Below are 13,013 nucleotides of genomic sequence, written 5' to 3'. Positions count from 1 at the left end.
AAGGGTGCATGAGTCTGTACTTCGCCGCCGGCTCGGAGACCACGGAATTCACCTCCGCCGAGCTCAAAACCGCCCTCTTCCAGGCCCTTGACGCCCTGGGCCCCCGCAAGAAAGTCCTGTGCCTGCCGCCCGATATCACGCGCTTCCACTCGCGTGCCGGTGAACTCACGCGGCTCGCCTGGGAATACTACGGCGACAGCCTCGCCGCCGTCCTGCCCGCCATCGGCACCCACACGCCCATGACCGAGGCCGAAATCGGCCACATGTTCGGCGACATGCCGGTGTCGTTATTCCATGTGCACGACTGGCGTACCGGCATCACCACTCTGGGCGAAGTGCCCGCGTCCTTTATCCGCGAAGTCTCGGAGGGCGCGCTCGACTTCACCTGGCCCGCCCAGGTGGACAACCTCGTCGCCGAGGGCGGCTTCGACCTCATCCTGTCGCTGGGCCAGGTCGTCCCGCACGAAGTCATCGGCATGGCGAACTACAACAAGAACGTGTTCGTCGGCACCGGCGGCAGCGAGGGTATCAACAAGAGCCACTTCCTGGGCGCCGTCTATGGCATGGAGCGGATTATGGGCCGCGCCGATACGCCCGTGCGCCGAGTCCTGAACTACGCCTCCGACCACTTCGCCCAGCACCTGCCCATCGTTTATGTGCAGACCGTGGTCGGCAAGAACAACGCGGGTCAGCTCGCCCTGCGCGGCCTATATGTCGGCGACGATGTCGAGTGCTTCGAGCAGGCTTCGGCCCTCAGCCTCAAGGTCAACTTCGTGATGATGGAACGCGAGATCAAGAAGGCCGTGGTCTTCCTCGACCCCAGCGAGTTCCGCAGCACCTGGCTGGGCAACAAGAGCGTCTACCGCACTCGCATGGCCCTGGCCGACGGCGGCGACCTCATCGTGCTTGCGCCTGGCGTGAAGGAGTTTGGCGAGGATCCCACCATCGACAAGCTCATCCGCAAGTACGGCTATCGCAACACACCCGACGTGCTCGAAGCAGTGAAGAACAACCCCGACCTCGCCGGCAATCTCAGCGCCGCGGCACACCTGATTCACGGCACGTCCGAGGGCCGCTTCCGCATCACTTACTGTCCCGGCTACCTCACGCGCGAAGAGGTGGAGGGTGTTCACTACCAATACGGCAACCTGGCCGAGATGACGCAGAAGTACAACCCCGAAAGCCTGCAGGACGGCTTTAACGACGTCGACGGCGAGGAGATCTTCTACATCTCCAACCCGGCCCTGGGCCTGTGGGCCTATCGCGGCCGTTTCCAGTAAGGCCGGCTACATTTCAACGTGTTCGTTCAGGCGGGCGAGATCCAGTTCCATCTCGCCCTCCGACGCCGCTTTGAACGTCGGCACGAATCGCGCATTCCATTTCAGTTCCCCGGCCACATAGCTGCGCCGCGCGTGCACGGTCTGGCTGAACGTGTCGTCGAAGGCTTTGATCAGCACCATGAACTCAGTCTGCAGCCGTTGCAGGTCGTCCGCCGTCCGGCCCCACAGCGGGCTGTCCTCATTGATGGGGTGGACGACGGTCCACACCAGGGGCAGGAAGTAGACCTTAGGCCGCTCCAGGCTCAGTGGCGCATAACGGCGCTTCAACTCGCCATCCACGTTCTCGACCGTCATCATCAGGATGCGCGCTTCCAATTCCAGCAGCACGTTCGGCCGCCGGTTCGCCAGGCGGAACATCAGCGCCTGCCCATCCTGAAACGGAGCGATCACCGCATTCTCACTGAAGGCAAGGCTGGCAGAAGGCCGCGAAAATCGGGCAAATATTAAGCCAGTCGCCACGGCGAGACTGAGAATCCCCGACATCGCCTCCACGGCGGCTATCGAACTGGCCAGGAAACTGTTCGGCGAGATGTGGCCGTAGCCCACTGTCGTGAACGTCTGGATACTGAAGAAAAATGCGCTGGTGAAGCCCTGCATGGCTGAATTGCGTGGTGCGCCCTGCAGGTTCTCGACTCCTATCAGGTAATACGCCACCGCGAACAGCAATTCGATGCCGAGATAGATCAGCGGCACCTGCACCAGGAACGCCGGCCAGCTCAGGTTCATGAAATACAGGAAATAGCCGGCGTCGCGCAGCCGCCCACCCACCCGCCTGACGTTGAACGACCCGTCTTCATTGATAATCCGCCGGATCTGGCCTGAAAACCGCTCTGTTATGCCCGGATCGAAAGCTATCTTCGCCATAAGTGTTCGATGCGCTACTCTACTCCCGAGATGATCCCACATAGCGGACTCACGCCAGCGGAACTGCGGACCCTGCGCAGCCTCAAGAAGCCCGAGCTGTTGCAGCGTTTTCTCGACGAAGAGATCGCCTACAACACCGAGCCGGATGGCCCGTCGTGCTTCTCACCCCGGCTGGTACTCCGCCATAGCCGCGGCCACTGCATGGAAGGAGCCCTGTTGGCCGCCGCCGCCCTGCGCGTGAACGGATACCGCGCTCTGCTGCTGGATCTGGAAGCGATCCGCGACGACGACCATGTGCTGGCGCTCTTCCAGGTGGACGGCTGCTGGGGTTCCGTCGCCAAATCGAACTACTCCGGCCTGCGCTACCGCGAGCCCGTCTACCGCACACTCCGTGAACTCGTCCTCTCCTACTTCCCGCACTACTTCAACCTGCAAGGCGAGCGAACACTGCGCGCCTACTCCACTCGCCCCGTCGACCTCGCCCGTTTCGACAAGCGGCAGTGGATGGCCGATGAGGAGCCGGTCTGGTATATAGCCGAACACCTGTGTTGGGTGGCTCACACCAAAGTGATCACGCCAAAACAGGTCCGCCGCCTCACCCGTATGGACCAGCGCCTGTTCGACGCCGGCCTGGTCGGCAGCATCCGGCATTGAACCCGGGGGCGTCAGCTTCGGGTTTTCCGCAGCGACAATCTCATCTCATTCGTCGCCTGGAAACCCAGGGATTCGTACAGCGGGCGGCCCTCCGCACTCGCATGCAGAGAGACAATCGCGAAGCCCGCTTCGCGGCACCAGTCCACGGCGACGCCCATCAGTTTCTTCGCCAACCCCTGGCGGCGGTGCTGGGGCTCCGTGTAGACATTGATGATGAACGCGCGCTGAGCCCGCGTATCGTTTGGACCCGGCTGATACGGCAGCAACAGCACCCCTGTGCCGGCCGCGGCCTCACCATTCTCATCCTCGGCCACCCAAGCCACATACGTTCCGTTGCTGAGCCCGGCCGCGAAGAACGGCTCGGAAAGACCCCGGATCCGCGCCAGCTCCGTCTCCGACTCGTAGCCCATGTGACGGAACATCTCAATCCGGTGACGCAGCACCAGTTCCAGATCGCCGGCGGTCACCGGCCTGATGGTGTACTCCATAATGTGCCCCTAACGGCCCAACCGTTCGCGTAAGGCGGCAATCCGCTCCTGATCGCGGAAGCCCAGCTCAGCCGCCTTGTCCAGCGCGGCACGGGCCTTCTTCTTATCGCCTAAGGCGGCTTGCGACTCGGCCACGGCCATCCAGGCGTTGGCCGCCTCCGGCCTGACCAGCACAGCGATATCAGCCATCGCCGCGGCTTCCAGAAACTTACGGCTGGCCAGCAGCTGGCGGCCCTCTTCCACGGAACGGATGAACGCCCATACCAGCGCCTGCCGGGCTACGCGGCCATCCGGTTTGGCGGCCTGCTTTTTCCAACTGTTTACCAGCGACTTCTGGGTACCCTCGTCGGCGTTCGCCAGTTCCACAGTCATCCGACCGAAGCGATCCGCCATCTTCCGCTCTTCCTTGGAGTCGGGCGGAACCTGCGGGCCCAGCTTGCCGGACAGAAACTGCAGCGCCTCCTCGGCCTGCGCGGCCGGCAACCACTCATGGCCGCCCTCAAACTCGGCGAACCGCACCGGCCAGCCCCGCTGGCCCAGCTCCAGCGCCATCGCATACACTTCGTGATAGTTGAAATCGTCGACGCCGGCCACGGCGTAGATCGAGAACGGCTTCTGCTTCGGGATGCCGCTGGGACCGAATGCCGCCGCATTGGCAATCACTCCATTCAGGTTGGCGGCCTGCGCCCACGATAACGCCACACGCGACCCGCCGGAGAGGCCGCACGCAAAGCGGCTCTTCTCGTCAATGGAATAGCGGCGCGGCAGCTCCTCATTCAGCACCATGATGGCCTCGGCCGAGACCGACATCGGGCCGTTGCGCGAGTTATTCGAACCAACCACGATGAACCCGTGCTTCTCGGCCGCCGCCGCAAAGCGTTCCACCGGCACCTTGCCGCGCCCACCCGGATCCAGGCACACCAGCAGCGGCCACTTGCGGTCTGGAGTGTAGGTGGAAGGCAGGAACAGGGCGTAACTATGCCGGTCGTTGCCCACAACGCCCACCCGGTCGATCACCTGGCCCCGCGGTGGTTCCGCTACCTGTAGCGCGGCGCCAAGCAGGAGGCCAGCCAGGGTACTACTGGCCAAACCCATCGGCCCAACTCTTCTTCTTGGGTTCGGTCTTGGTCGTCTCCGCCGGCTTCACCACGCCGCTCTTATTCAGGTCGTCGATGACGAAGCGTACGGTCGCTTCCAACAGAGCCGCCCTGGGAAACACGCTGCCCATCGACAACGCGACGTTCAGGTGATCGGAGTTCACCACACCCAGGTATTTCGACTCCGGGATAATCTGGTCGAGTTTCAGCAGTTGACTGTCGTTGTACTTGTCCCACGCCGACAGCATCTTGAACGTCTGCGCAGCCGACTTTGGAACCGATTCCGCCGTCGTCACCGCAGCCAGCGAATAGGTGGGCACTTGCGGGTGCGGATAGGAAGCCAGGAAGCGCTGCCGGACGTCTTTCTTGAGGCTCTTGAAGCCCTCCGCGAGGTTGCCCTGGCACTTACCCTGCTTCACCTTCGACAGGTAGGCGTCCAACTGCATCGGCAATGAATCGGCTACAGGCGACCCACCGGAAGCGCCCGCGGTGCTGATGAACGCGGCCACATTCTCTTTCACGCCGGGCTCCTGCGCCAGCGCCACCTGCAGATCGGGTGTGCCCTTGGAGTAGCCCACGACAATGAACTTGCGCTTGTCATCCTTCATCTTTTCCTGGATGAACGACGCAATCGCCTTGGCGTTCGCCTCGCTGGAATCGTTCGGCACCGACAGCAACTCTGTCGTCAGCCCGTACTTGTCCGTCAGCGCCTTGCGCCCCTTGTCATAAGCCGGAGTGTCCGCTACACAGGTGTTCATAATCCCGGGCACGATCAGGATCCGGTAATCTTTCGGAATCTCGCCGAGCTTCATATCGGCCTTGCCCGGCGTCTGCAGCCACTTGCTGCACGGTCCCAGCTCTTCGCCATCCGGATTGTTCTGCGCCAGAACGGAGCAGAAGTAGTCGCTGAACTGCTCGGAGACATCGCCGTTCTCGGGCTTCAGGTAGACCAACAGGATCCGGCCATCGGAGTGAAATTCCTCACCATGCGCGGTCTTGGCCTTCGTCACCGTGTCTTTCGGCGTCACGTAGTCGAGCTTCACCACCTGGCCGCTTTGCTTCAGCGTCTCGCCGATATACTCGCGTTCCAGGTCCGTGTCGGGGTCGATCTTGTGGGTGATGTTGCCGTTCCGTTGGTCCTTGTCGAAGCCGATGTCGTGCGTGCCGGCGCCCACAAACAGCGTCATGCCTCCCACGGTGAAGGGCGCTTTCCAGATGCGGAAGTGGTGGCGCGCCATCACGGTCTTGATGGGATCAGACATGGCGAAGCCATAATCCTGGGCGCGGCCAAAGACCATCAATTCGCTCATCGGCATGGTCAGGTACGCTTGCTTGGACAGCGTGCCCAGGGCGCCGCGCAGCAGCGTGTCTCTCACACTGCGGTCCACGGTCACCCAGCCCACCGCCAGCAGCGACTGCTTCACCTGCTCCTCTGTCCCCAGCACCAGGAAGTTCACCCGGTCGCCTTCGTTGCCGTCCTTGTCCACCACGCGCCGCGGGATCTGGGCCAATTCGGCTTCCGTGATCGGGGGCAGCACGCCTTTGAACTCAGTCTCGGCATCCTTCGCCTTGCTGGTGAGTTGGATGCTCACTTTGTACTCACCTTCGGCCGTGGAGTTGCCCGAGTTCAACCCGACGAACAACCGGCCCGCCACCGGCATGCGGCTCTCCCGCCGCTCCCCAATGAAGAACGGCCGGGCCGAGTTTTCGGACCCGATTCGTCCGATCAGCGCCCCACGGCCCGCGTCATTCACCGGCAGGACACGAATCAGGTCCTTCCACCCGCGCGCCAGTCCTTCGGGGCCCGCGGCCTGCGCCGCATCAGAGTATTTGAGGCTGCCCGACGCTTCGATTTTGACCATGTCGCCGGGTTGCACATCGAGGCCCGTATCGACCCAGGATTGCTTGCCGTCCACCGTGATCTGCTTCACCGCCGGATCCGCCGCTAACCCCAGCGTTGGCAATGCAATGAGGCAAGTCAGCAGGCCCAGGAAGCAGCGCAGTCCATGGCCATGGGCAGCGTGTGGAGACACTCGCTCGACGTACGGCATAATCTAGCCCCCTCAAGGGCCAGATTAGCGCAATTCCGGAGGCGTGCGCCCCACGACCGGCCATAATGTCATTTGCTTTCTCCGGGCCAGGAGCGTACAACGGTTGTCGTACTGGGGACTGGGACGTCATTCCGCGCGACAGGGGCTCACCGTCCGCCCGCTCAACCACACTCGCGTCGACCACTGCACAATCCGGAGGTCCGCACTTGCACTACAAGTTTCTCTCAGAGGTGGGAGAGCACTACGAAACCGAGACGACCACGGCCATCATGGTCACCATGCGGACGTCGCTTCGCAAACACGCGCTGCTGGCCCTGGCCACACAGTTGCTCCAGGCCCGGACACACTACGAACAGTGCCTCAGCGCGCGTGGCATCCACGGCAAGGGCGTTGGGTCGACGATCCAGGCCCGCATCGCCACTTACCAGCAGTCCCTCGGCACCGCCTCGACTACGGTGACCGAACAGATGCTCATTGCCGCCAAAGGCACCTATGAAGGCAAGCTGAGGCACTTCCAGAACCAGGGCGGCGTCACCACCCTCGATGGGAAGCTCGACTGGGGGGCTTCCGACCGACTGGTGGTCTATGACGCCACGGCGGCCGAGCAGAAGATGACGCAGCTGCGCATCATCAACGGCCTGTTCTACACCGACGACGCCGGCATGAAGCCGTTCGACACTTCGACCTCCAGCACCTTCCACAGCGGCCTGGGCTTTGTCATCTACGTCATGAGCGAAGAAGGTCACATCCACGCCGCCAACCACTCCATCGGCCACCGGCACCACAGCAGCCTGCTGGCGGCGGCCAGTACCGCGGGCGCCGGCGAGCTCAAAGTGACCAACGGCCGTCTGATGTGGATCTCCAACAAGAGCGGCCACTACTTCCCCGGCAATGCCCACTTCGTGCAGACCCTGCACCAGTTGCAGAAGGAAAACGTAAATCTCGACGCTGTGCGCGTGGAACACCATCCGCCGAAGACTACCTACGCCTCAGTCGGCGACTTTCTGGCGGCGCTCAAGCCGGAGGAAGATTACTATCACGCCAAGATGATTGGCTATATCAACAGCTATCCCTACGGACAGGTGGAGGCCTTGGTGGACACCAACAACTGGCGCTTTCCCTCGGCGCCGGAGTACCACAACCAGGGGAAGAAAGGCATCCTCGACAAGACTACGGGCGCGCCGGTGGCCTACAAGATGGCCTGCCAGTTCTTCAAGGCGCAGGGCTACGTCTGCGACCCGATGGTGAATCCCTCGCTGCTGCAAAAGGGCACCGGCCGCTGACCGGACCCGCGCGCAAGACTACTCGCTGAGCACACCGTAGTACCGGGCCATCCAATAGGGCAGGATGTAGTCGATTCCTGCCCCTTCGATGGTCCCGTAAAGACCGCCATAGAGCTGGAAGGGGCTGCGCTGCCAGAGGAAGTCCGTCGGCGGCCGCTCGACCACCGGGATCACTTCACAGGCCCGGTTCTCGTCGCCGCCGCAACTGGGGTAGGTCGGCCGCAGATCCACCCAGTTGTCGCGGCGCCCGCGCTGCAGCCACTGCTCCAGATAGGTTGTGACGTGCTCGTCCCGCTGCTGCGTGCGGCCATTGATCGCCGTATCAATCATGTCGAAGAACGGATTGGCGTGGTCGTCCGTCGTCTTGCGCAGCACGTCGAACCCGTTCACGTAGTTCTGCCGCACCCACCAACTGTCACCGCTGGTGAGTAGATTGTAGAAATTGATGTGGTCGAGGTTGAACTTGAAGTACGAGTTGTAGGGATCCTCGACTTCCAGCGCGATGGGCAGCACCGTGGTGTAACCAGCCAGGTTCGCCAGCGACTTGTAGGCGGACTCGAACCTCTTCGGATTGCAGCGCCTGCCCAGCTTCAACAGGCTCAGCTGCTGGTCAGGGCGCGCCAGGAACGTCGTGGAGATGTCACCTTCCGGCATCCGCACCAGCCAGTTATGATCCAGCAGATTGTTCAGCATACGGGTGGCGAGCATCGAAACCCAATCGTGCGCCAGTTGGTCGTCAACCAGATTCCAGGCAGCCGTTAGGCCAAAGAACACCCCGGAGTACTGATCGCGGGAAGTATTCCCCGCCCAAAGGTAACTCTGGCCATCCACGACGCCGGACCGGATGCCGTGCAGGCTCTCTTCACTCATGATGCCGGTCGCCCAATCCGAGTCGGCCGGCACGGCGCAACGCGCCAGCACATCCACGCCCGTCACATCCAGCAGCTTGCGGATCCCGTTCAGTGCGTCCATCACGTTGGCCAGCGCCTCGGGCGAGCGCGTCACGTTCCAGCGGTAACTCTCCGCCGCAAGGTAGTGTCCGGTCCAGATGGCGGAATCGCCGCATCGCGTGTACCCGACGATGTTCGTGCTGTCCGCCGCTTCGAAGACTGGATCCATCACCATCAGGTACGGCATGTGCCGATCCCGGATGTCAGCGTCAATTTTCAGCGCTTCCGGTTCGCCGGCGAATAGGCAACCTGCCGCCAGCAAGCCTATCAGCAGCTTGTGCATGAACTCGACCCTCCTCCGCATAGGCGCACCATTGCACGCCTTACCCCATTGGATGCGCAAACAGGCGAGACAGGTTACGGGCGAACAAAAATGATCGGCGGGAGGGGTCGGGAAAAGCGAGGGAGCCGAGGTAGCAGCGGCTCCCCCAGTGCTGAGTCTCGGACCGCGGCGCCGCATGACCAAGCGCCGCAGCCGGAATCTCCAGGGCACGCAGGAAAAATGTCGCGTTGGGAGAGGTCGCTGACGAACCAGCCGTGCCGGGAACGCCGGGCAGGCTCGTAAAAGACTGCCTCAGCGCTCCTAGTACTGTTAGCGGAATTTGCCAGGATTAAGGGACATTTAAGTTAGGTGATTTTGTAAGGCTGGCCGGGGGTCACTCTCACCGGTTCCGGAAGCTTGACGGATCGCTTCGCCAGTTCCACCTCAGCCAGATCCAGGAAGCCGTCCTCCACCGTGATCTTTAGCCCGGACGAACCCAGTTCGAACGTGCCCCAGCCGCTCGCCGTCGACCAGAAGCACTTCAATTCAGTCAGCTTATGCTGCGGCTTCAGAATCAGCTTCTTCTCCGGAGCATGGTACACGAAGCCGGTCAACGCCAGAATGCCGCTCCAGGCCGACATGGCACGGGCATAGTGGTGGCCGCATTCCGCCTCGTCCCACGGATTGCGCCGCTGCCCGTCGTAGCGTTTGCGGACGTTCACAAAACACTCCATGCCCTCGGCCGCCATCCCGGCATAGATGAGGTGCGACGCCGTCGCATGTTCCAGTCCTGTAAAGACTTCGCCGTAGTAGGGGAATGGAATATGGGGCCTGGTTCCCTTCCCGTAGTCGCATACCACCAGCCCCGCTTCGTCGTTCAGGATGTAGGTGCGCTGGACGCACTCGTGGTCGAACATATCCCGCTTATAGTTGTACTGGTAGATCGACTTGAGAGTCTTTCCAATCATCTCCTCGTTGACCAGCGGCCCTAACCCGCAGACTTCGGCCTGGTACTGCCCGATCAACTGGTCGACCAGACACCCGTTGCCCATCTGGTATTCGGGGTTCTCAGTGTCCTCACTGCCCATATCGGAGATGAGGGCCTTGGCTACGGTCGACTTTTTGGTGCCCTGCACCTTCTGGATGAAGTACTCGCCATTGAATAGATTGGCTTCGATCCACTGGCGGCCGCGCTCGTACAGCCCGCGGCACTCCTTTGCAAAGGCGGCATCCCCGGACGCTTTGGCCAGTTCCTCCCCAGCGCGCAGCGCACCTAGATAGTAGATGCCGCACATAGGATTCGGCCCGTAGAACTCGACGTCGTAGGTGTTGTGCTGGGCCCCCTCCATGACGCCGTCCTTGTCCGCGTCCCAGCCGCCGGGTACCCAACAGAATTCAATCGACTTCTTCACCGCCGGGTATATCTTCTTCAGCCACGCGCGGTCGCCCCAGAGCCGCCAGTCCAGATAAGCTTTCATGATCTGGCCCATCTGGCCATCGGCCGCCGCCAGGCCGGATCGGGCGCCCTTGGTGGGCAGCGTCTCCCGGAAGTGGATGGCCCCGCGTTCGTCCATCATGTGGCCAAACACCGCGTTGCGCAGGCTACGCGCCAGGGTCGGATAGACCATTGCGGTGGTCGACTCGTAGTTCCAGACGTGGGTGCACGACCCGTGGCAGCAGCCGGCCTTGTCGTTGACGCCCTCAAAGCCGTGAAATTCACCATCGGAAGTGCGGAAACTGGTGGTCGTCGCCAGGGTGGAAATGTTGCTCATCGCGGCATCCTTCACCGCCCCGGGCAGAGTCGATTCCGTCATCGCCTTTACGAACGCACGGGTCTTCTTCTCCAGCACAGGCAGATTGGCGGCGAGATACTCGGCGGCCGACCAGGAGTCCTTAAACCGCGTGGAGTAGTAATTGCCGATCAGGGCCTTCTCATCGCCTTTGTCGGAATGCCAGCCGCAGCGGGCCGGGGTCCGGTTGGGGAAATGCCACGCGAGGATGAACGTGAAATCGGCCGAGCCGCCGGCGGGGATCTCTTTCCGGATGGACACGGCGCCGACAGCGTTGCGCGGATCCGGCTCCTTCTCCAGGCGGCCCTTGGCGGAAAACTCGTCCCAGAAGAGCATCGGACTGTTCCACCAGCGCCCCTTGGGCCAACCACGCCAGATGCTGACCTCGCCATCACCCAAGGCAGCCAGCGTGAAGTCGCCCTTCAGTTCGTGGTCGGCCGCAAGTCCTGGATTCGACATCACTAAACCGCGCAGGGCGCCGGCGGACTTCTCCGCATTGCTGCGCCCGTCGCCCTTATCCACCACATTGTCGATGGAGTAACACAGTGCAACCTTCGCCGGCACATTCGCCGGATTCGTCACTTTGTAGCGCAGAATCGCGACCGGCAGGCCGGACTCGTCCGCGTCCAGCGGAAAGATGGGCGTGAAAGCTTCCGCGGAGAGGCGGACCGGCAACCGGCGGTCGCGGAAGTCGATGCGGGCCATGGGATAGGAGCCGGTGAAAACGGCCGTATCCATGCGCGGCATGCCGGGCATGTTGTTGGAACCCAGGCCGCTGGACCCTTCGTAGGGCGGCAGGTAGCGCGCCTCGGCTATCTTGGCGACGGGCTTGCGGTCACCCACCTGCGCCCAGATGGCGGGCAGTGCATAGTTGGGCGCGTTGCCCTTGTCCGGGCGATTGAAGATCTCCCAGTCGCGCAACTGGCCGCGGCCGCCCAGCGCAATGGAACCAGCCGCGATGCCGCCTAGCGGGAAGGCAATCTGTTGCAGTTGAACACCGGCAAACTTGCGCGGCCAGGGCACCCCGCCGCTCGCGCCGGGCGGCGCGATCTGGGCGGATAACGCGGTGGGGGTGGCACTGGCGATCTTGAGAAACGAGCGGCGATCGGTCTGCATGCGCCCCACATTATCTCAGTTTGCGGCGCCGTGCCAGATTTCTTAAACCAAGCGATGGGTATTGACGGGAAGCGAATAAACAGCGAATATGAAGTCATGTTCTCCGGCATCGCGAAACTGGCCCGGGAAGGCGGGCAGTTGGAGCAGAAGGCGCGAGTGGAGTACCGGGAATTGGACACGCGCCATCTGTTGAACCGCTGCAGCGGCGAGCGTATGCCGTTTGAGTGGACCATCAACCCCTACCGCGGCTGTGAATTCGGCTGCCAGTACTGCTACGCGCGCTATACCCATGGATTCATGGAATATCGCGAGCCGGTGGACTTTGAGCGGAAGATCTTCGCCAAGCAGTTCGATCTCAGAAGTTTCTCGGCGGAGCTGCGCACCGTGCGGCCGGACGAATGGATTGCGATTGGAACGGCGACTGACCCGTATCAGCCGGCGGAGCGGCGCTATGGGCTCACGCGCAAAGTGCTGGAAGTGTTCGCCCGGCGGCAGAGCTTCAACCTGGCGATTACGACAAAGTCTGACCTGGTGGCGCGTGATGTTGACCTCCTGGTAAAGATCGCCAGGGGGAACAATGTGCGGGTGAATATGACGGTCACCACAACCGACACTGGCTTGGCGCGGCTTCTGGAACCCATGGCGCCAAGGCCGGACCTGCGGCTGGCGGCGCTGCGTGCACTGAGCTCAGAAGGTATTGAAACGAGTGTCTTTGCCTGCCCGATCATGCCGGGCATCAACGACTCCAGGGAGAGCCTGGCGGCCGTTGCGAAGGCGGCAGTCGAGGCCGGCGCAAAGAACTTCGGAGCGCAGGTGGTCTTCCTTCGAGATAGTGCTCGGGCTGTGTTTGTTCCGTTCCTCGAGCGGTCATTCCCGCACCTGGCGCGAGCCTATCGGGACCATTTCGACAAGCAGGCAACGATCCGCGGCGCCTACCCGGAGCGAATCAGAAAGATACTGCATGAGCTGCGGGCGGAGCATAGCCTGTCTGCCCGCTGGCCCGAACACGCACCAAAGTGGCAAGCTTCCTTCGATTTCTCAACAACGGAGCCTGCCGACAATTCGGCACTTGTTGAAATATCGGCGCCGAAATATCGGCAGCGAGGCTGATCTTCCTG

10 protein-coding genes are annotated in these 13,013 nt (G+C 62.3%); 4 read left to right on the top strand and 6 right to left on the bottom strand.

Going from position 1 to position 13,013, the window contains the following annotated elements:
* The first annotated feature begins 8 nt into the window (after positions 1-8).
* Positions 9-1,280 (top strand): lactate racemase domain-containing protein, encoded by a 1,272-nt coding sequence (locus ACR9Y2_RS24090; RefSeq protein WP_435044223.1) that lies wholly within the window; start codon positions 9-11, stop codon positions 1,278-1,280.
* 6 nt (positions 1,281-1,286) lie between these two features.
* Here ACR9Y2_RS24090 and ACR9Y2_RS24085 read toward each other — a convergent pair whose 3' ends face one another.
* Positions 1,287-2,204: an ion channel gene (locus ACR9Y2_RS24085; RefSeq protein WP_435044221.1), complete on the bottom strand. Its 918-nt coding sequence runs from the start codon at positions 2,202-2,204 to the stop codon at positions 1,287-1,289.
* Between the two features lie 9 nt (positions 2,205-2,213).
* Between ACR9Y2_RS24085 and ACR9Y2_RS24080 the strand changes: the two genes are divergently transcribed.
* Positions 2,214-2,858, top strand: a complete 645-nt coding sequence (locus ACR9Y2_RS24080) for a hypothetical protein (RefSeq protein ID WP_435044220.1) — start codon at positions 2,214-2,216, stop codon at positions 2,856-2,858.
* Positions 2,859-2,869: 11 nt separating this feature from the next.
* Here ACR9Y2_RS24080 and ACR9Y2_RS24075 read toward each other — a convergent pair whose 3' ends face one another.
* Genes ACR9Y2_RS24075 through ACR9Y2_RS24065 form a run of 3 tightly spaced genes read right to left on the bottom strand, consistent with a single transcriptional unit; the run spans position 2,870 to position 6,494 of the window.
* On the bottom strand, positions 2,870-3,346 hold the full coding sequence (locus tag ACR9Y2_RS24075; RefSeq protein ID WP_435044219.1) for a GNAT family N-acetyltransferase: 477 nt from the start codon (positions 3,344-3,346) through the stop codon (positions 2,870-2,872).
* Positions 3,347-3,355: 9 nt separating this feature from the next.
* Complete coding sequence (locus ACR9Y2_RS24070) at positions 3,356-4,441, bottom strand: hypothetical protein (protein WP_435044217.1); 1,086 nt, start codon at positions 4,439-4,441, stop codon at positions 3,356-3,358.
* Positions 4,425-6,494, bottom strand: coding sequence for an LssY C-terminal domain-containing protein (locus ACR9Y2_RS24065; protein ID WP_435044216.1), 2,070 nt, complete (start codon positions 6,492-6,494; stop codon positions 4,425-4,427). Before ACR9Y2_RS24065 ends, ACR9Y2_RS24070 begins: the two co-directional genes overlap by 17 nt.
* 206 nt (positions 6,495-6,700) lie before the next feature.
* Between ACR9Y2_RS24065 and ACR9Y2_RS24060 the strand changes: the two genes are divergently transcribed.
* Positions 6,701-7,777: a hypothetical protein gene (locus ACR9Y2_RS24060; RefSeq protein ID WP_435044215.1), complete on the top strand. Its 1,077-nt coding sequence runs from the start codon at positions 6,701-6,703 to the stop codon at positions 7,775-7,777.
* An 18-nt stretch (positions 7,778-7,795) separates the two neighbouring features.
* On the opposite strand, the gene ACR9Y2_RS24055 is transcribed toward ACR9Y2_RS24060, so the two are convergent.
* Together ACR9Y2_RS24055 and ACR9Y2_RS24050 are read right to left on the bottom strand one after the other, a co-directional pair.
* Positions 7,796-9,010: a hypothetical protein gene (locus tag ACR9Y2_RS24055; protein ID WP_435044214.1), complete on the bottom strand. Its 1,215-nt coding sequence runs from the start codon at positions 9,008-9,010 to the stop codon at positions 7,796-7,798.
* A 344-nt stretch (positions 9,011-9,354) separates the two neighbouring features.
* Positions 9,355-11,895 (bottom strand): GH116 family glycosyl-hydrolase, encoded by a 2,541-nt coding sequence (locus ACR9Y2_RS24050; protein WP_435044213.1) that lies wholly within the window; start codon positions 11,893-11,895, stop codon positions 9,355-9,357.
* A 96-nt stretch (positions 11,896-11,991) separates the two neighbouring features.
* Between ACR9Y2_RS24050 and ACR9Y2_RS24045 the strand changes: the two genes are divergently transcribed.
* The gene (locus tag ACR9Y2_RS24045; protein WP_435044212.1) at positions 11,992-13,005 is read left to right on the top strand and encodes a radical SAM protein; all 1,014 of its coding nucleotides are present in this window, start codon (positions 11,992-11,994) and stop codon (positions 13,003-13,005) included.
* Positions 13,006-13,013: the final 8 nt, after the last annotated feature.

It is taken from the genome of Paludibaculum fermentans (assembly GCF_051172195.1).
In the GTDB taxonomy this organism is placed as follows: Bacteria; Acidobacteriota; Terriglobia; order Bryobacterales; family Bryobacteraceae; genus Paludibaculum; species Paludibaculum fermentans_A.
The sequence above is the reverse complement of the archived record's forward strand: the minus strand, read 5'-3'. Positions and strand labels throughout refer to the sequence as shown.

What these genes read in the sequence shown, in the direction of transcription:
- ACR9Y2_RS24090 (WP_435044223.1), top strand. Translation starts at nt 9, where the DNA reads ATGAGTCTGTACTTCGCCGCCGGCTCGGAGACCACGGAATTCACCTCC.
- ACR9Y2_RS24085 (WP_435044221.1), bottom strand. Translation starts at nt 2,204, where the DNA reads ATGGCGAAGATAGCTTTCGATCCGGGCATAACAGAGCGGTTTTCAGGC.
- ACR9Y2_RS24080 (WP_435044220.1), top strand. Translation starts at nt 2,214, where the DNA reads ATGCGCTACTCTACTCCCGAGATGATCCCACATAGCGGACTCACGCCA.
- ACR9Y2_RS24075 (WP_435044219.1), bottom strand. Translation starts at nt 3,346, where the DNA reads ATGGAGTACACCATCAGGCCGGTGACCGCCGGCGATCTGGAACTGGTG.
- ACR9Y2_RS24070 (WP_435044217.1), bottom strand. Translation starts at nt 4,441, where the DNA reads ATGGGTTTGGCCAGTAGTACCCTGGCTGGCCTCCTGCTTGGCGCCGCG.
- ACR9Y2_RS24065 (WP_435044216.1), bottom strand. Translation starts at nt 6,494, where the DNA reads ATGCCGTACGTCGAGCGAGTGTCTCCACACGCTGCCCATGGCCATGGA.
- ACR9Y2_RS24055 (WP_435044214.1), bottom strand. Translation starts at nt 9,010, where the DNA reads ATGCACAAGCTGCTGATAGGCTTGCTGGCGGCAGGTTGCCTATTCGCC.
- ACR9Y2_RS24050 (WP_435044213.1), bottom strand. Translation starts at nt 11,895, where the DNA reads ATGCAGACCGATCGCCGCTCGTTTCTCAAGATCGCCAGTGCCACCCCC.
- ACR9Y2_RS24045 (WP_435044212.1), top strand. Translation starts at nt 11,992, where the DNA reads ATGTTCTCCGGCATCGCGAAACTGGCCCGGGAAGGCGGGCAGTTGGAG.